General features: G+C 51.5%; 17 protein-coding genes. 3 read left to right on the forward strand and 14 right to left on the reverse strand.

Translation table 11 applies throughout. From position 1 onward, the window contains the following. Window positions 1–216: 216 nt before the first annotated feature. From aphA to dnaB, 4 genes are all read right to left on the reverse strand, one after another. The gene (gene aphA / locus RHD99_RS22215) at window positions 217–930 is read right to left on the reverse strand and encodes an acid phosphatase AphA (RefSeq protein WP_309876651.1); all 714 of its coding nucleotides are present in this window, start codon (window positions 928–930) and stop codon (window positions 217–219) included. 490 nt (window positions 931–1420) lie between these two features. Then, on the reverse strand, window positions 1421–2614 hold the full coding sequence (gene tyrB / locus RHD99_RS22220) for an aromatic amino acid transaminase (protein WP_309876653.1): 1194 nt from the start codon (window positions 2612–2614) through the stop codon (window positions 1421–1423). Between the two features lie 59 nt (window positions 2615–2673). Continuing rightward, window positions 2674–3753, reverse strand: a complete 1080-nt coding sequence (gene alr, locus RHD99_RS22225; RefSeq protein ID WP_309876655.1) for an alanine racemase — start codon at window positions 3751–3753, stop codon at window positions 2674–2676. Window positions 3754–3917: 164 nt separating this feature from the next. Further along, on the reverse strand, window positions 3918–5324 hold the full coding sequence (dnaB, locus tag RHD99_RS22230; RefSeq protein WP_309876656.1) for a replicative DNA helicase: 1407 nt from the start codon (window positions 5322–5324) through the stop codon (window positions 3918–3920). A gap of 77 nt (window positions 5325–5401) precedes the next feature. Here dnaB and RHD99_RS22235 point away from each other — a divergent pair, with 77 nt between their 5' ends. Next, the gene (locus RHD99_RS22235; protein ID WP_309876658.1) at window positions 5402–6385 is read left to right on the forward strand and encodes a quinone oxidoreductase; all 984 of its coding nucleotides are present in this window, start codon (window positions 5402–5404) and stop codon (window positions 6383–6385) included. Window positions 6386–6711: 326 nt separating this feature from the next. Here RHD99_RS22235 and dusA read toward each other — a convergent pair whose 3' ends face one another. The 3 genes from dusA to RHD99_RS22250 form a co-directional block, all read right to left on the reverse strand. After that, entirely contained in the window at window positions 6712–7710 is a 999-nt protein-coding gene (gene dusA, locus RHD99_RS22240) for a tRNA dihydrouridine(20/20a) synthase DusA (protein WP_309876660.1), read from the reverse strand. A gap of 92 nt (window positions 7711–7802) precedes the next feature. Then, window positions 7803–9041 carry a conjugal transfer protein TraF gene (locus RHD99_RS22245; RefSeq protein WP_309876662.1) on the reverse strand — a complete coding sequence of 413 codons (1239 nt, stop codon included), beginning with the start codon at window positions 9039–9041 and terminating at the stop codon, window positions 7803–7805. Between the two features lie 167 nt (window positions 9042–9208). After that, window positions 9209–9712, reverse strand: coding sequence for a cupin domain-containing protein (locus RHD99_RS22250; protein WP_309876664.1), 504 nt, complete (start codon window positions 9710–9712; stop codon window positions 9209–9211). A 109-nt stretch (window positions 9713–9821) separates the two neighbouring features. Here RHD99_RS22250 and zur point away from each other — a divergent pair, with 109 nt between their 5' ends. Next, window positions 9822–10337, forward strand: a complete 516-nt coding sequence (gene zur, locus RHD99_RS22255) for a zinc uptake transcriptional repressor Zur (protein ID WP_183272398.1) — start codon at window positions 9822–9824, stop codon at window positions 10335–10337. 192 nt (window positions 10338–10529) lie between these two features. Here the strand turns inward: zur and RHD99_RS22260 are convergent, their stop codons facing one another. The 4 genes from RHD99_RS22260 to RHD99_RS22275 all read right to left on the reverse strand — a co-directional run bounded on the left by RHD99_RS22260 (window position 10530) and on the right by RHD99_RS22275 (window position 13459). Beyond that, window positions 10530–10739, reverse strand: coding sequence for a CsbD family protein (locus RHD99_RS22260; protein ID WP_183272397.1), 210 nt, complete (start codon window positions 10737–10739; stop codon window positions 10530–10532). A 237-nt stretch (window positions 10740–10976) separates the two neighbouring features. Then, entirely contained in the window at window positions 10977–12311 is a 1335-nt protein-coding gene (gene dinF / locus RHD99_RS22265; protein ID WP_309876666.1) for an MATE family efflux transporter DinF, read from the reverse strand. Window positions 12312–12373: 62 nt separating this feature from the next. Continuing rightward, window positions 12374–12982: a transcriptional repressor LexA gene (gene lexA, locus RHD99_RS22270; RefSeq protein ID WP_183272395.1), complete on the reverse strand. Its 609-nt coding sequence runs from the start codon at window positions 12980–12982 to the stop codon at window positions 12374–12376. Between the two features lie 108 nt (window positions 12983–13090). Beyond that, window positions 13091–13459 (reverse strand): diacylglycerol kinase, encoded by a 369-nt coding sequence (locus RHD99_RS22275; protein ID WP_183272394.1) that lies wholly within the window; start codon window positions 13457–13459, stop codon window positions 13091–13093. Window positions 13460–13644: 185 nt separating this feature from the next. On the opposite strand from RHD99_RS22275, the gene plsB reads away from it, so the two are divergent. Further along, entirely contained in the window at window positions 13645–16074 is a 2430-nt protein-coding gene (gene plsB / locus RHD99_RS22280) for a glycerol-3-phosphate 1-O-acyltransferase PlsB (RefSeq protein WP_309876669.1), read from the forward strand. A gap of 119 nt (window positions 16075–16193) precedes the next feature. Here the strand turns inward: plsB and ubiA are convergent, their stop codons facing one another. From ubiA to malM, 3 genes are all read right to left on the reverse strand, one after another. Continuing rightward, window positions 16194–17066 carry a 4-hydroxybenzoate octaprenyltransferase gene (gene ubiA, locus RHD99_RS22285; protein ID WP_183272392.1) on the reverse strand — a complete coding sequence of 291 codons (873 nt, stop codon included), beginning with the start codon at window positions 17064–17066 and terminating at the stop codon, window positions 16194–16196. Continuing rightward, a complete protein-coding gene (gene ubiC / locus RHD99_RS22290; protein WP_183272391.1) occupies window positions 17066–17575 on the reverse strand; it encodes a chorismate lyase in 510 nt (169 codons plus the stop codon). The genes ubiA and ubiC overlap by 1 nt, the downstream gene beginning before the upstream one ends. A gap of 227 nt (window positions 17576–17802) precedes the next feature. Beyond that, the gene (gene malM / locus RHD99_RS22295) at window positions 17803–18798 is read right to left on the reverse strand and encodes a maltose operon protein MalM (protein ID WP_309876670.1); all 996 of its coding nucleotides are present in this window, start codon (window positions 18796–18798) and stop codon (window positions 17803–17805) included. Window positions 18799–18942 lie beyond the last annotated feature (144 nt).

Genomic DNA, 18942 nt, shown 5'->3' on the forward strand with positions numbered 1-18942 from the left:
CGCCAAAAGGTAAAACCCCACAGGGGAATTTTGATGAAAAAAACGGCTATCTGCTTTCGCGCATCGCCGTTTTTTCATCAAAGCACATATTTACACTAAATAATTCGAGTTGCAGGTAGGCGGCCAGGGAGCAAATCCCCAGGAGCTTACTAAAGTAAGTGACTGGGGTTTGTGAGTGCGGCCAACACCCCTGCAACTTGAAGTATGACGTGTAAATTAATATTCAGAGTTAACAATCACTTCCTCACCAAAGGCTCCGGCTTTTGGCAAAGGCTGATAACTTGAGTTCGAAGCGCGTAACAGGCGAATACCGCGCGCGCCGACATCCTGAGCGGCGGTAATATCGCCGTCAGAATCACCGTAATACACTTTGATTTTCTTATCTTTCAGCCACTGGGTTTTCGTGTTTTGCCCCGGCTGGTCACCCGCAAAAATAACCGGATTCATGTTAGCTTGTGGGATCAGGAAATCGTTTTTCAGCGTTTGGGTTACGGTTTCCGTTTTCGTTGGGCTACGGCCAGTAATAAAATAAATGCTGTCGCCGCGTTTGAGGTGCATGGCGATCAGATTCTTCGCGACCTCTTTCGGCATGCTGAAATCATCCCAGCCGTTGTTCATTTTTTCCCAGAAGGCCGGATTTTTCAGGTAATCCTGTTTACCCGGTGAGTACTCTTTTTGCCCGCGATAGAAGCCAGGGCTTGAAAAAAGCACCGTATCGTCAATATCGAAGCCGACCGCGATAGGCGCTCGACCCAACAGGCTATTCTCAATTTGCGCGACAGAAACCCAGTGAACCGGAACTTGCTGCGCCAGTTGAGCAACGTTGATGCCAGGATTCAATGGAGCGGGTGCAGATTCCTTCGCAATAACAGACTGATTCAACCCTAATAACAAACACGCGGCACTGAGTGCCAGGGTAATTTTACGCATCGTTTTCCCTTTAATAATCATTAGTTTTTATCGTTAGAAAGTAGACTGACTGGTCAAAAACCTACCCGACCATACTCGCAGGCGTCTTGTATTAAAAGGAGTTTCTCAGGAAATGTCATAGAAAAAGGCGATGATCACAGAATGGGAAATAGGTGGAAAACCACCCTCATCCCAACCTTCTCCCTGAGGGAGAAGGAGAAAACCGGACAGTTCCCTCTCCCTGAGGGAGAAGGAGAAAACCGGACAGTTCCCTCTCCCTGAAGGAGAAGGAGAAAACCGGACAGTTTCCTCTCCCTGAAGGAGAAGGAGAAAACCGGACAGTTCCCCTCTCCCTGAAGGAGAAGGAGAAAACCGGACAGTTCCCCTCTCCCTGAAGGAGAAGGAGAAAACCGGACAGTTCCCTCTCCCTGAAGGAGAAGGAGAAAACCGGACGGTTCCCTCTCCCTCAGGGAGAGGGTTAGGGTGAGGGCCTCTTTGTGTTAGTAAGCACTTACATTACTGCGGCAAATGCCTGCGCCACGCGCTGTACGTTATTGCTGTTCAGCCCGGCGACACACATACGGCCGCTGGCAATCAGGTAAACACCAAACTCGTCACGCAGACGGTCAACCTGCTCAGCACTCAAACCGGTGTAGCTGAACATCCCGCGCTGTTTCAGCAGGTAGTCAAAATTACGCTCTGGCATTTCGGCCTTTAATACGGACACCAACGCCTGACGCATATCGAGAATACGGCGACGCATGGTTTCCACTTCGCCCAGCCAGTTGGTTTTCAGCTGTTCATCATTCAAAACCGCTGCGACAACCTGCGCACCGAAGTTTGGCGGGCTGGAGTAGTTGCGGCGAACAGTGGCTTTTAGTTGGCCCAACACGCGGCCTGCTGCATCGGCATCATCACAGACAATCGACAATCCGCCGACACGTTCGCCATACATTGAAAAAATCTTTGAGAACGAGTTGCTGACTAATGCAGGCAGCCCCGCACTCGCAATCGCGCGAATCGCATAGGCATCTTCTTCCATACCCGCGCCGAAGCCCTGATAGGCAATGTCGAGGAATGGAATCAGATCGCGGGCTTTCAGGATTTCGACGACGGCATCCCACTGAGCATCCGTCAGGTCAGAGCCTGTCGGGTTATGGCAGCACGGATGCAGCAACACAATACTTTGCGCAGGCAGTGTATTCAGGGTTTCCAGTAACGCTTCGAAGCGCACACCGTTGGTTTCACTATCAAACCACGGGTAGGTATTCACTTTAAAACCAGCGCCACCAAAGATTGCGACATGGTTTTCCCAGGTCGGATCGCTGACCCATACCTGCGAATTCGGGAACCAGGTTTTCAGGAAATCCGCGCCCACTTTTAGCGCGCCGGAGCCGCCAAGTGTTTGAATTGTCGCGATACGACCTTCAAGCAGTGCCGGATGATTCGCGCCAAACAGCAAAGGCGCAATTGCGCTGCGATAGCTGTTCAGGCCTTCCATCGGAAGATAAAGCGATGCGCCATGCGGTTGAGAATTCAAACGTTCTTCAGCTTGAGCAACAGCCTGTAACTGCGGGATTACCCCATCTTCGTTGTAATAAAGACCGATGCTGAGGTTTACCTTGTCACTGCGCGGATCGACTTTGAAACGTTCCATAAGGGAGAGGATTGGGTCGCCAGCATAGGCGTCAACTTTTTGAAACACGGTGAGGTTCTCCTGGTTTACAGTGTGGCGGATGACCAATGTAAACCAGGGAAGGACAACTAGTCCAGATACTCCATCGCCACCCTTGAAGTCAGGCGCGTGATAAGTTCGTAAGCACTCACTTTTGTAATTTCAGCGATACGCTCAACCGGAAGCTTGTCGCCCCACATCACCACGCTATCACCGACTTTCTCCCCGGAATCAGGGCCAAGATCGACACAAATCATGTCCATCGCGACGCGCCCAACAATCGGCACTTCCCGGCCATTCACCAACACAGGTGTGCCTGAAGGTGCCGCGCGCGGGTAACCATCGCCATACCCAATCGCCACCACGCCCAGGCGAGTATCGCGCTCAGCAATCCAGGTGCCACCGTAACCTACCGCTTCACCGGCTTTGTGTTCACGAACCGCAATCAGACTGGAGGTCAGCGACATGACCGGCTGGAAACCGAAGTCGACACCCCAGGGTTTTTGCTCCAGTGGAGAAACACCGTAAAGAATAATACCAGGGCGAACCCAGTCCATATGCGAGTCGGGCCACAGCAAGATGCCGCCGGATGCGCCAATAGAACGCATCCCCGGTTTGCCTGCGGTAAATGTATTGAAAATATCGAGCTGGCGCACTGTCGCGTCGGACTCTGGCTCATCAGCGCGAGCAAAATGGCTGACGATATTCACCGGCTGTGTAACATTTTTGCAGCGTGAAAGGCGTTGATAGAACGCTTCCGCTTCCTGCGGCAAGATGCCCAACCGGTGCATACCGGTATCGAGCTTCATCCACACGGTAATGGGCTGACTAAGTTCCGCTTGTTCCAGCGCTTCGAGCTGCTCGATGCAGTGAACCGCGGTCTGGAAGTTCTGTTCGGCAATAGTCGGGAGATCGCTTGCGTTGAAGAAGCCTTCGAGCAGCAGAATGGGCTGAGTGATCCCTCCCGCACGCAAACGAACACCTTCTTCAAGTCGGGCCACGCCAAATGCATCTGCGTCAGTCAATGTTTGGGCTGTCTCCAGCAGACCATGCCCGTATGCGTTTGCTTTCACAACCGCGACCATGCGGCTGGCAGGAGCCAGTTCACGCAGGCGTTGGAGATTGTGTCGCAGAGCGCGGCGGTTAATTTTTACGGTTGCCGCTTGCATGTTCGTTCCTTGCAAAAAAAGAGTCGTTAAATTTTGCTAATTCCCAAAATCATTCATGTTGCAGGTAGGCGGTAAGGGAATAAATCCCCAGGAGCTTACTCAAGTAAGTGACTGGGGTGAATGAACGCAGCCAACACCCCTGCAACTTGAAGGATGAAGAGGATTTAGTCTTCGTCGTATTGAGGACCCGCGTAATTATCAAAACGCGAGAATTGACCGTTAAACGTCAGGCGCACGGTGCCGATTGGGCCGTTACGCTGTTTACCGAGGATGATTTGCGCGATACCTTTTTCGTCACTGTTATCGTTATAAACTTCGTCACGATAGATGAACATGATTAAGTCGGCATCCTGCTCGATGGAGCCGGACTCACGCAAATCCGAGTTAACAGGGCGTTTATCGGCACGTTGTTCCAGGGAGCGGTTAAGCTGCGAGAGCGCCACAACTGGGACCTGTAGCTCTTTGGCCAGCGCTTTTAGCGAGCGTGAAATCTCCGCGATTTCCAGCGTACGGTTGTCAGACAATGAAGGCACGCGCATCAACTGCAGGTAGTCGATCATGATCAGGCTCAGGCCGCCATGTTCGCGGTAGATACGACGGGCGCGAGAACGGACTTCTGTTGGCGTCAGGCCGGATGAGTCATCGATGTACATATTGCGTTTTTCAAGCAAGATGCCCATGGTGCTCGAAATACGCGCCCAGTCTTCATCATCCAGTTGGCCGGTACGGATTTTGGTCTGGTCGACGCGCGACAATGACGCCAGCATACGCATCATCAGCTGTTCGCCTGGCATCTCGAGGCTGAAAATCAAAACCGGTTTTTCCTGCAACATCGCGGCGTTTTCGCACAAGTTCATGGCAAACGTGGTTTTACCCATTGACGGACGTGCCGCCACGATAATCAAATCTGAACGCTGTAGACCGGCAGTTTTCTTGTTCAAATCCTGGTAGCCAGTATCCACGCCTGTGACACCATCGTGAGGGGTCTGAAAGAGCGTTTCTATACGCGAAACAGTGGCTTCGAGGATTTGGTCGATGCTTTTTGGCCCTTCGTCTTTATTCGCGCGGCTCTCAGCAATCTGGAACACGCGTGACTCGGCGAGGTCGAGTAAATCTTCACTGGTACGCCCTTGCGGGTCATAACCGGCATCGGCGATTTCATTCGCCACGGCAATCATTTCACGAACAACGGCACGTTCACGCACGATGTCGGCATAAGCACTGATGTTTGCAGCACTTGGCGTATTTTTAGATAATTCGGCCAGATAGGCGAAACCACCCACGCTTTCCAGGTTGCCCTGTAATTCCAGAGATTCAGAAAGGGTGACCAGGTCGATTGGCTTGCTCATTTCGAGCAAACGCTGCATTTCGGTGAAGATCATGCGGTGTGGACGGCTGAAAAAATCGTTAGCCACGACGCGCTCGGAAACGTTATCCCAGCGTTCGTTGTCCAGCATTAAACCGCCCAACACCGACTGCTCCGCTTCCAGAGAATGTGGCGGCATTTTCAGCCCTTCCATCTGACGGTCGCGGTGTTCGTTCGGTTTGTTGAAGGGTTTATTTCCTGCCATAGTGAGGGAGTTACCAAAATTCAGATAAGAGAGACGAGAGTTTACTCTATCCCTCCGCGGAAACAGAAGGAGTTCTCATGGCAACACGCATTGAATTTAGTCAGCACGGTGGGCCAGAAGTCTTAAAAGTTGTCGATTTTACCCCGTCAGCCCCCGCAGAACATGAAGTGCAAGTTGAAAACAAAGCCATTGGTATCAACTACATCGATACCTACATTCGTAGCGGTTTGTACCCGCCGCCGATGTTGCCAAGTGGCCTCGGAACCGAAGCCGCAGGCGTGGTGAGTAAAGTGGGCAGTGCAGTCACGCATCTTAACGTTGGCGATCGTGTTGTCTATGCACAATCCGGGCTTGGGGCATACAGTAGCGTTCATAACGTGCCGGCGGATAAAGCGGCAAAACTGCCCAACGCCATCTCTTTTGAGCAAGCCGCTGCGTCATTCCTTAAAGGTCTGACGGTCTATTATTTATTGCGTAAAACCTACAATATCAAAGCCAACGAAGTTTTCTTGTTCCATGCCGCAGCTGGAGGAGTTGGGCTTATCGCTTGCCAATGGGCCAAGGCGCTGGGTGCAAAACTGATTGGTACGGTAGGGTCGGCGCAAAAAGCCGACAGCGCCAAAAAGGCGGGAGCCTGGCAGACCATTAACTATCGCGAAGAGAATCTTGCCGAACGCGTCAAAGAACTGACCGCGGGCAAAAAAGTCGCGGTGGTTTATGACTCGGTAGGGAAAGATACCTGGGAGGCGTCATTAGATTGCCTGCAACGCCAGGGATTGATGGTGAGTTTTGGTAACTCATCTGGCCCCGTGACGGGTGTGAATCTGGGGATCTTAAACCAGAAAGGCTCGCTATATGTTACGCGTCCGTCATTAAATGGTTATGTGACCACGCGTGAAGAGCTGGAAGAAGCCTGCAATGAGCTGTTCTCACTGATTGCCAGTGGGGTTATCAAAGTGGATGTGGCTGAAAGCCAGAAGTTTGCCCTGAGCGATGCCGCTCTGGCACATCAAACGCTGGAGAGCCGAAGCACGTTAGGCTCTAGCTTACTGATTCCATAAAAGAATTTGGGCTTCCCAAGGGAAGCCCATTCTTTTTTTGTTCGCGCTGTGTGTAGGGTACAGCACGATGAATTCTTTTTTCGCAACACTGTAATAATGTCAGGTTTGGTAAATAATTGATATGCCACACCCTGCAAACTTAGCCAGAAAGATGCGAGGTTGTGATCAACTCCGCAATACCCAAGCAATACCCATCATCTTTCAAGTTGCAGATGCGTTAGCTGCACTCACTCACCCGAATCACTTACCAGAGTAAGCTCATCGGGATTCTCTCGTTTGCTGCCTTCCTGCATCTTGAAATCTATTGGGTATGTTTCTGACAAAAGTTAGCGCTTATCCGCGACCAGTGACAAAGCATGCTCAACTACTGCAATACCAGCACCCGCTTTATGCGCGTTTTCACTCAGATAACGACGCCATTGGCGCGCACCAGGGATCCCCTGGAATAAGCCCAGCATGTGGCGAGTAACATGGCCCAGGTAGGTCCCGTTAGCCAGCTCGCGCTCGATGTATGGATACATGGCACGAACTGCTGCAACCGTATCGACTTCCGGCGTATTGATGCCAAAAATCTCGCGGTCAACTGCCGTCAGCAGGCCTGGATTTTGATAGGCTTCGCGCCCAACCATTACACCATCCATGTGTTCCAGATGGGCTTTTGCCTCTTCCAGTGATTTGATGCCACCGTTAATGGCCATCGTCAGATTCGGGAAATCACGCTTAAGTTGATACACGCGCGGATAATCCAGCGGCGGAATTTCACGGTTTTCCTTCGGGCTTAAACCAGAAAGCCAGGCTTTACGAGCATGGATGATAAACATCTCACATTCGCCCTTCCCGGCGACCGTGCCGATAAAATCACACAGGAATTCGTAGCTGTCCTGGTCATCAATGCCGATACGCGTTTTGACGGTAACAGGAATAGAAACCACATCGCGCATCGCTTTGATGCAATCGGCCACGCGCTGCGCATCAGCCATCAAACACGCGCCGAACATACCGTTTTGTACGCGATCGGACGGACAACCCACATTGAGGTTTATTTCGTCATAGCCGCGCGCTTCAGCCAGTTTCGCGCACTGCGCCAAAGCCGCCGGATCGCTACCACCCAATTGCAACGCAACAGGATGCTCGTCTTCGCTGTAAGCCAGATAGTCCCCTTTGCCATGAATGATCGCACCGGTTGTCACCATTTCGGTGTACAGCAGTGTCTGGCTTGATAACTGGCGCAAAAAATAGCGGCAGTGGCGGTCAGTCCAGTCAAGCATCGGCGCAATGGAAAAACGATGTGGCTGGAAGGGAGTCTGGTTTAATTGTGAGGACATAGGCACTGGCGTTTTCGGGCTACGGTTAAAAAAGGGTCGCTACTATAGCATAAACCAGCGGCCAGCATGTGTTGCCCGACCGCCGGATAAAATCAGAAGGTCATACCCACCTGGACACCTGCTCCCCAGGTTTCGTCCTGGCCATACAAGCCCATGAGATCAACATGAACCAGGTCGAGCGGGGCGAAACCTACACCGCCAGTAAAGACATTACTTTCAGTGGAGCGCATGTCCGCACGATAACCTGCACGCACCGCAAGCCAGGGTAGCGGCGTAATTTCCGCGCCGATGCCCGCAAATTGCGAATTATCTTCACTCTTGAAGTTTTTGGTTTCGGTGAGATCAACATCGGTCGTCAACACCAGCAAATCGCTGTGCCAGGCAACACCGGTGGTGACCAATGGGCGAATTTGATAGGTATCTTTAAAACCATCAACCACTTTTGTGTCGATATCACGAGACACCAGATTTTGCCCACTTAACCCTACGGTCCAGGAATCACCAACGTCTGCCGCCAACCCTGCATCAATGTTAAAACCCGTGTTGGAATTGCGATAACGGCTGTCAGTGAAATCATCTTTCTTGTACTGATAAACAGAGGTGCTGTAGTTGTACAACGAGGTATATTGCAGCTTCGGCGTCACACCAACAGAGACAGGCACCCCGCCTACATCAAATTTGTGCGCCACTGCAACACCGTAATCCGAGACCATTGCCGCACGACCAAAGCCTTTTGAGGTGAGGTTTTGCAGGTCATTGGGGTTAGGGATAACAGTCCCGTTGGCGATCCCGTCAAGATAATCGAGGTCGTGCTGAGTGATATCTGACGTAACTCTGGCGGTCCCATACACTTTCGCCACAAACGCAAAAGGTAAAACGCCATTCGGGATACTTACCGCCAGGGCACCACCTGCTTTTGCCCGAACCTCTTCCCCTTTAACATCTCGCAATTGCCCAGCAAGATCGGCCGCATCATTTTGCAACTGACGGTACAACGAAGGGTTGCGGATAAGTTGTCGTAACGGAATATCCGTGTATTTCAGATAATCCTCAGCCGAGTTGCTGATGTCGTCAATATTATCCTGGAGGTTGTCGGGGTCCGTCATTTGCACACCCAACGAAGGAATGATGAGTCCGGCGTTATCCCCCTCCTGGCTGCTGGTGAGTAACGCTGGGTTAATCAGTACTGCACTGCTCCACCGGGATGATGCAACACCGGTGCCGCCCATCGCATCATTGCGTGATTCCGTCCATGTCCCTGCCGCATTAGCAGTATTTGCCAAAAAGAAAAAGGCGACGTTTACCGCCACCAAAGTTCTGGTTTTTATCATTCACAACCCGCCCGTCTTACTTCCGATTTATGATTCACTTCTTGCCAGAACTGAGCTGACAAGAAGTGGTTAATGCCGTGAAGAAAAACTCAATCGCGGGTAGTTTCACCCAAATAAAATCCCGTACTAATCCAATGGGTTATATTATTTAATTCCTGTACTTATATTTATAGTTTACCGTTTGGTTTCCGTGAAGGATGACCGTCATGTGGGCCGAAAAATTGCGGGGGGTGATCAATCCAGCGGTCCTGACGTTGTGCGGCGTAGCTCGCGTTTAGCGGGTAATAAATTCGATTTTCAGCTTTGTTAGCCTCACCCACAATCAGCAACCTGACTTCATGCTCTGTATTGTTGATGAAAGTATGGCAAATGCCGGTTCCGGCCGGAAAGCCAACGCTATCGCCCGGCTCAAGCGGGTAAAGATGACCATTGATCCATACATGCGGGTGCCCTTCCAGAACATAAGCAAATTCTTCCTCGCTACTTTCCGCATGCGGGTAGGACGTCCGGCGACCGGGCAGCAGACGCTCATGATGGATCCCCAGGCGTGTTAGCCCGAGTTTGCGAGCCAGTGGCGCGCCAATAGAAAACAGTTCAGCGCTGTCTGGATAAGTTGAATCATCTTCACCTTCCAGGTCTTTCCAGTGGCGTATGCAATCAGGTTTATTCATAACAAACTCCGGGATAGTCATCTCAAAAGGATGCAGCCAGAATGGTGCACCACTCGGCGTTTTTTGCGCGTTGTGATAGAGTGTAGGGCTAATCTACAGGGGAATGCTGATGGACATCACGACTTCACAAAACGTGTTAGCGCAGGCTGAAAAACTATGCGAGCAGCGTAATGTGCGCCTGACGCCACAACGCCTGGAAGTGCTGCGTTTACTGACGCAACAAGCGGGTGCAATCAGCGCTTATGATTTGCTGGATTTATTGCGTGCCAGTGAACCACAAGCAAAACCTCCGACGGTGTATCGTGCGCTCGATTTTCTTCTTGAACAAGGCTTTGTGCATCGCGTTGAGTCAACCAACAGCTATGTTTTGTGCCATCTGTTTGATCAGCCAACGCACTCATCTGCGATGTTTATTTGCGACAGATGTGGCGCGGTGAAAGAGCATGGCGCGCAAGGCGTTGAAGATATCATGCATCAATTGGCTGCCCAGCTAGGATTTGCTCTGCATCATAATGTCATTGAGGCACATGGTTTATGCAGCGCTTGCGCAGAAGTTGAAGCCTGTAGCCACCCCGAAGCATGCGGGCATGACCACACTATTCAATCGAAGAAAAAATCACGTTGATTTGAAATCATTACCCGAAATATTTCGAGTTGCATCGCGATGGCATGCAATCGCAGCTTGATGAGCTCGCTCAGCTAAGTGAAGTGAAGTGAAAGTAGCCAATAAACAGGCAACTGGAAGTATGAAGGATTAGGTACATCCTTGTACCTGGGCAGGGTAGCCATTGAGAGTTAACACATCTGAGGGATGAGATTACCAGCGGTAATCGTTACGTTTTTCCCAATCAACGACTTCTTTCTCTGCCTGCTCCTGGGCGTATCCATAACGTTCCTGGATTTTACCGACTAGCTGATCGCGCTTCCCTTCAATGACGGTCATGTCATCGTCAGTCAGTTTGCCCCATTTCTCTTTTACTGTGCCTTTGAACTGTTTCCAGTTACCGCCGATTTCGTCTTTATTCATAATGATATCCTCATCGTTCGGTGAAAAACTGCTAAGTAAATATCGTCCGTATGTTGCCGTCTGGCTGACATACTGTTTCTGCTGGACGTGAAAATAATTTTAGTCAAGGATATGGCGGTGAGGGGAAAACTAAGAATATTGAACCACAGGGGAAAGTGAAATGATGCTGACCTGCCCCACAATTAAGTGGCAAATCAGCATACTGGGGGATGATTAAAAACGTGTCAGGAGTTGTAACTAGCTATGAGTTCCAGCGGGGAACCACGTATTGTCACGCCAGTGGCGACGCCAAATCCAACCCAAAGACAGCCCACGCAGAGACAGAAACACCGCCACAGATAACCACAGGCCATGATTCCCCAGATAAGGTACGGTGAACAGCGTTAGCCCGAAGCCCAGTGCCGCAACTGCCATGCTGTTTCGCATTTCTGCACCACGCGTTGCGCCAATAAACATACCATCAAGCAAATAGCACCAGACACCCACCACCGGTAAAACAATCTGCCAGTGTAAATAGCGATCGGCCTGTAGCTGCAATTCAGGGATTGATGTCAGGAGCGAAACAATGTTCTCGCCAAACAGTGCGTACACTATGGCAAAAATTAACGCGACCAACCCCGCCTGGCGACAGGCTGCTCCCCATACTTCCAGCAATTGGCCTCGATTCTTCGCACCAAATGCCTGGCCCGAATGGGCTTCAACAGCGTAAGCAAACCCATCAAGCGCATAGGCGGTGAAGGTCAGTAACGTCATCAGCACCGCATTTACCGCAACGATTTCGCTGCCTAACCGTGCGCCGAAAATCGTCACTGAAGCGAAACACACCTGCAGCAACAGCGAGCGCAACATAATGTCCCGGTTAAGCGCCAGTAAACGCCGAACGTTTCCGCGCCAGGCTTTCATCAGCATCTCTACGCTGATTCCACGCAGGCCCATCACCTTTTTCACCATCAGCAACCCGATGATAAATGTCGCATATTCTGCAGTGACCGTCGCTAACGCCGCCCCCTGCACATTCATATGCAACCCCATCACCAGCCACACATCGAGCACGATATTCAGCACGTTTCCGACGACCAATAAGATAACCGGTGCACGCGCATACTGTACGCCTAACAGCCAACCAAGTAAGACCAGGTTAGCCAGTGAAGCCGGGGCGCTTAGCCAGCGGATCTCAAGAAAACGTTGCGCCTGCCAAAGCACGTCCTGGTTACCGCCAACTATGTGTAATGCCAGTGAAATTAGGGGGTCACGCAGCGCGACAATCACAACGCCTGCGCCCAGCGCCAGCAATAAAGGCTGTACCAGTGCACGCGCTAACGCCGAGGGATTATTTGCGCCGAACGCTTGAGCGGTTAAGCCCGTGGTACTCATACGCAGGAATAACAAAAGCATGAACAGGAAACTGGTTGCCGTAGCGCCAATAGCGACACCACCAAGATAGACAGGGCTGTCCAGATGACCAATTACTGCCGTATCGACCAGACCCAGCAAGGGGACGGTGATGTTGGAGAAGATCATGGGTAAGGCGAGGCGCCAGAGTGCTTTGTCAGCCGTTGAGAAAAATCGCATGGCTAATCCAGGAAGAGAATGGGAACAGCGATGCGCCGGAAAGCGCACCGCCTAAAGAAACTTTACAGCCAGTCGCCGTTGCGAATCACCCCAACCGCCAAGCCTTCAATAGAGAAGTTATGCTCGCGCAGGTCAACCACAATAGGTTCAAACTCGCTATTTTCTGGAAGAAGATGAACAACGTTGCCCTGCTGTTTTAAGCGCTTAACGGTAACTTCATCATCAATACGCGCAACCACAACCTGGCCGTTACGCACATCCTGAGTTTTATGCACCGCGAGTAGATCACCGTCCATAATACCGATGTCTTTCATAGACATACCACTGACGCGCAGCAAGAAGTCGGCATTAGGTTTAAACAGCGATGGATCGACCTGGTAATGGCCTTCGATATGCTGCTGTGCCAAGAGTGGCTCACCTGCAGCAACACGCCCAACCAGCGGAATACCGGTAACTTCTTCCACCAGCAAGCGGATACCGCGCGACGCACCAGAGACAATCTCAATGACGCCTTTACGAGCCAGTGCTTTTAGGTGCTCTTCAGCGGCGTTTGGAGAACGGAACCCCAGACGTTGAGCAATCTCGGCACGAGTCGGTGGCATGCCGGTCTGGCTGATATGATCCCGAATAAGATCAAACACCTCTTGCTGCCTGGTAGTTAACGCTTTCATTCCGCCCCCTGGGTGTTTATACAGTTATGCTGTGAGTATATACAGTCAAAGGCGAATTTGGAACCACAAATTAAGCAAAAAACCAGCCACTTAACTATTCTGGAAAGATCATCGCAAATGCTGCCAAAGTAGTGTGACCCAGGTAATCACTGCGAGGATAATGGCGATTAACACGGCAGCTGATCCCATGTCCTTGGCGCGTCCTGAAAGCTCGTGATAATCCGTACCCACGCGGTCGACAAGGGATTCAATCGCGCTGTTGAGGATCTCGACAATCATAACCAGCACGACAGAACCAATCAGTAGAATACGGGTGATGGGGTCGATATCTAAATAACAGGCAATGGCAATAGCGATTACGGCACAAACGCCTTCCTGACGGAACGCAGCTTCGTTGATCCAGGCTGCTTTGAGCCCTTTCCATGAATAGCCAGCGGCTTTGATGATACGGGTAAATCCGGTGACGTTACTCGCCATTTTTGGAAACCTTTTCAAATTATTTGCGTCAATACTTATCCATACCCGTCATTCTTCAAATTGCAGCCAACACTGCTACAACTTGAAGAATGACGGGTATAAAGCGCAACGCCACAGAAATCTGAGTGAGATTCTGATATTCTTGCGGCGAAATTGCATTATTAACCTGAGGCTTTACATCGTTTATGTCAGGCTGGCCAAGAATCTACTACAAATTACTTAATTTACCATTAGGCGTTCTGGTAAAAAGCAAGTCCATTCCGGCAGACCCACAAGCCGAATTGGGCTTAGATCCCACACGCCCGATAATGTATGTGCTGCCGTATAACTCTAAGGCGGACTTATTAACGCTGCGCGCACAATGTCTCGCTCATGGCTTACCCGATCCGCTTCAGCCGTTAGAGATTGACGGAGCGGTACTCCCGCGTTACGTCTTTATCCACGGCGGCCCGCGTGTATTCACTTATTACACGCCGAAAGAAGAGTCGATCAAGTTGTTCCACGATTACCTCGACTTGCACCGCAGCAATCCAAATCTGGATGTGCAGATGGTGCCGGTCTCGGTGATGTTTGGCCGCTCTCCGGGTCGCGAAAAAGGCGAAGTTAACCCGCCATTAAAGATGCTGAACGGCATCCAGAAGTTTTTCGCCGTTACCTGGCTTGGTCGCGACAGTTTCGTGCGTTTTTCGCCACCCGTCTCACTGCGCAACATGGCAACCGAGCACGGTACGGATAAAAAGATCGCTCAGAAATTGGCTCGCGTTGCGCGTATGCACTTTGCTCGCCAGCGTTTAGCGACCATCGGGCCACGTTTGCCGGTACGTCAGGATCTGTTTAATAAGCTTCTGGCATCGAAAGCTATCGCTCGCGCCGTCGAAGATGAAGCACGCAGCAAGAAAATCTCCCATGAAAAAGCACAGCAAAACGCTGTGGCGCTGATGGAAGAGATTGCCGCCAACTTCTCTTATGAAGCGATTCGGGTGAGTGACCGCGTGCTAAGTCTGACGTGGAACCGCTTGTACCAGGGGATAAACGTTCACAATGCAGAACGCGTACGCCAGTTGGCTCACGATGGTCATGAGATTGTTTATGTCCCTTGCCATCGCAGCCACATGGATTACATGCTGCTGTCTTACGTGCTTTATCACCAGGGGCTGGTTCCTCCGCACATCGCGGCGGGTATCAACCTGAACTTCTGGCCAGCGGGCCCGATTTTCCGCCGCCTCGGTGCGTTCTTTATCCGTCGTACCTTTAAAGGCAGCAAACTCTACTCCACCGTGTTCCGTGAATATCTGGGCGAGCTGTTTAGCCGTGGCTATTCCGTTGAATATTTCGTTGAAGGTGGTCGTTCTCGTACCGGGCGTTTGCTCGATCCGAAAACCGGCACCTTGTCGATGACCATTCAGGCAATGCTGCGCGGCGGTACTCGCCCTATTACATTGGTGCCGATTTACATTGGCTACGAGCATGTAATGGAAGTGGGGACTTACGCAAAAGAGTTGCGTGGTGCGACCAAAGAGAAAGAGAGTTTCATGCAGATGGTACGTGGCCTGAGTAAGCTGCGTAACCTCGGTCAGGGCTATGTGAACTTTGGCGAACCGATGCCATTGATGACATTCCTGAACCAGCGTGTTCCTGAGTGGCGCGATTCCATCGACCCAATCGAAGCGATCCGTCCTGCGTGGCTGACGCCGACGGTCAATGAAATTGCCACCGAACTGATGGTGCGAATTAACAACGCAGGTGCGGCGAACGCTATGAACCTGTGCTGTACAGCGCTGTTAGCCTCACGTCAGCGTTCACTCACCCGTGAGCAACTGACAGAGCAGCTCAACTGTTACCTGAGCCTGTTGCGTAATGTGCCGTATTCACCGGACGCGACCACACCAGACCAGCCAGCAGAAGCGCTGATTGAACACGCGTTGCAGATGAACAAGTTTGAAGTCGAGAAAGACACTATCGGTGACATCATCATTCTGCCGCGTGAGCAGGCTGTTCTGATGACGTATTACCGTAACAACATCCTGCATATGCTGGTGTTGCCTTCTCTGCTGGCAGCGATCATTACTCAACATCGCCGCATTGACCGTAGCGAACTGCTGCGTCAGGTCACGTTACTTTACCCGATGCTGAAGACAGAGCTCTTCCTGCGCTGGAACACCGCTGAACTTGCCGGTGAAATTGACATTATGCTCAATGAACTGGCGCGTCAGGAACTGGTAACGCTGACAGACGACGAAGTGCAGATGAACCCTGCGCGTTCACGCACCATGCAGCTACTGGCAGCGGGTGTTCGTGAAACGCTACAGCGTTATGCGATTACGTTCTGGTTGTTGAGCGCGAATCCGTCGATTAACCGTGGGACACTGGAGCGCGAAAGCCGCACCGTTGCCCAGCGCTTGTCTGTTTTGCATGGTATTAATGCACCGGAGTTCTTTGATAAAGCGGTATTCACCTCGCTGGTATTAACCTTGCGTGATGAAGGCTATATCAGTGACACCGGGGATGCAGAGCCAGGGGAAACGATGAAGGTCTACCAGTTGCTGGCAGATCTGATCATGCCGGATGTGCGTTTAACGATTGAAAGTGCGACGTCGCAGGCTGCGACTGAGTAATGCCCTCACCCTAACCCTCTCCCACAGGAGAGGGAATAACGGTTTTCTCCTTCACCTGAGGGAGACATGCCCGGTTTTCTCCTTCTCCCTTTGGGAGAAGGCCGGGATGAGGGGATTTTTTAGAAGTGTATGTAACTCAGCACCAGGCCAATAAACAACACCAGCCCAACGTAGTTATTATTCAGGAATGCGCGGAAACAGGCATCGCGGTCGCGATTCGCCGTCAACCGTTGCTGATGGATAAAGAGCGCGCCAGCCAATGCAATAGACCAATAAAAAGCGCCGCCCAAGCCATTCAGCCAGCCAATTACCGCCAGCAATACCATTACCGCAACCTGCAAAATCCCAATGATCACATTGTCATAGCGTCCAAACAGGATCGCAGTGGATTTGATGCCTATTTTCAGATCGTCATCGCGATCAACCATCGCATACTGTGTGTCGTAGGCTACCGCCCAGCAAATATTGGTCAAAAACATCAGCCAGCAACTTAGCGGAACAGATTCACTGACCGCAGCAAATGCCATTGGGATGGACCAACCGAATGCCGCACCCAACACCACTTGTGGCAGATGGGTGTAACGCTTCATAAACGGATAGACCCAGGCTAACGCTAATCCCGCGACGGACAATAAAATCGTCATGGTATTGAGTGTCAGCACCAGTAAAAACGAGAGCAGCACCAGCACCACAAACAGGATACGCGCCTCTTTTTCACTGACAGCACCGCTCGGTAGCGGCCGATGGGCGGTCCGTTTAACGTGGCCATCAAACTTGCGATCGGCGTAGTCGTTAACCACGCAACCTGCTGCGCGCATCATCCAGACTCCGGCGATAAATACGCATAAAATAGTCAGCGGCGGGACACCCGGCGTCGCAAGCCATAACGCCCATAACGTGGGCCATAACAATAAAAGCGAGCCAATCGGCTTATCCAGCCGCATCAGGCGTTGGTAGGCCTGTAATTTGCCCTGTTTCAGACTCCACTCCATTATTTTTCCTCTGCATACAACGGCGAAGCGGGAAGGAATAACTCGGTCAGTACCAATGGCTTTCCGGCTAATCTCAGGCGGGACCGACGTCCCCACAGCTCCGCACTGCGTCCAATCTCAATAAAATCCCGCGTCAGGGATGATGCACTAAACAAATAACGCCCGAGCGGCGTGGTTCCGAGCCGCTGCAAAGCAAGCTCAGGCCCTTCAAGGGTTGATTCCGGTACGACCGTGCGCCCAAGCAACCAGGGCTCATCGTCACCGCATAGCACAACTTCACGCAACCAGTAGCGTTTGGCGACTGGCATCATCTCAGCTTCGGGAAAATCGACAGGCGAATCGAAAAAACCTTCACGCACAATACGAACAGTGACTCGCGAACAATACTGTTCAAAGCGTTTAGTCATTGAGTCTTCAAGCAACAACCAGTCAAGAAGCGACGCACTCAGCCCCTCGGGAATCGTAGCCTCAAAACGTAAGGCGCGCAGTGCCGAAAGCGCGTCAGACATGTGAATTTCTCCGAAATAAAACCGGCGGTCATTGTAACGCAGAATGGGTAGAGCGGGGACGATTTAACAGGTCTACAACCTTCTAAATCATTTGGGTGGTGTCACTAAAACGCATTTGCGTTTTTGAACGCAGCCAACGCCGAGGCGGCTCGAAATATGACGGACAAAAAAAAGGTGCGCCACAAGGACGCACCAATACTCCAAACATCAGCATTGCGGGGAGACGGTTACCCCTTGCCTTTTACACTGCTGATAAAAGTTTTACGGGCAGAAGTTGATCCAAGACGCTCTGCTTCATCCAACAGTTTCAAAGCTTTATCTACATCGCCTTTGTCGACTGCTTGCTTGATAGCCTGGTTGAAGTAGCTTTCTGTATCGTTAAGCATTGGCTCTTTTTTCACCGCTGGCGCAGGTGCGGCAACGGGTGCTGGAGCAGGAGCTGAATACGTTGGCGCAGGCGCTGCGGATGTCGCTGCAACGGCTGCTACAGGTGCTGCGTAAGTCGCGGCTGGTGCAGCCGTATTTCCTACAGTGACCGGACCTGGGCCTTTTGAACCAAACAGTGGCCCAACCAAAATGCTGGAACCGGAGGAGGTTCTGACTTTGAGCGACAGTTCCCCCTCTTTGACATGGCGGGCAATCGGGTCTGGGATATCAGGAACCGCGTTACCATTTCCTTTGGCATAGGCTTTCGCCGGGTCAACCATGGTAGTGGTTTGCTGGAGGTCTTTATTGGTGGTGAAGACCAACAGATACAGTTTTTGTTGCCCCAACGCTGGGGTTAATTTCAGTACGCCTTCCAGACGGTTGGAAGACATTACGCCCGGCTCTTCATAGGGGAAGAAACTGGATGGGAAGTAAGCAGCAGGCGTCAAATTCTGATCAAGTACCAACACGTTTGGCGCAAATACTGACTCTTTATTCACCAGGCTGGTGAGCGTAATGGTCAACTCACCGATGCTTGCCGGTACGCTGTAGGCAGCCACTGGCCCCACAATATCACCGGCATTCAGCGTCTGCCCGGTGGTAGCGAGATTCGTTTTTTGGGTGTTCGTTTGATCAACCGGAGTCCATTGCAGTTGTTGCAATGCAGAGGCCGGAATTGCAGGTGCGGCAGAGAGATCCTGAGGCACGATGTTCACATCCGCCAGGCTTACGCCGGGCAGGCTGGCGAGCAACCCTGCGGATAGGCAGAGTGCGATGAGACTTTTTTTCATTTTCATTGTTATAAACCTCGGCTGGGAAGTCGGTGGAAAGTTAGCCAGGCAATAGCGCTTTCCATCGAAACAGGCATTGGCATACAAGGGTAATAACGAGGGGCTCAGTGGCGAACCCCTCATCGTTTCATAACATCAGGTTAAAGCTGA

The sequence above is a fragment of the Buttiauxella selenatireducens genome (assembly GCF_031432975.1).
In the GTDB taxonomy this organism is placed as follows: Bacteria; Pseudomonadota; Gammaproteobacteria; order Enterobacterales; family Enterobacteriaceae; genus Buttiauxella; species Buttiauxella selenatireducens.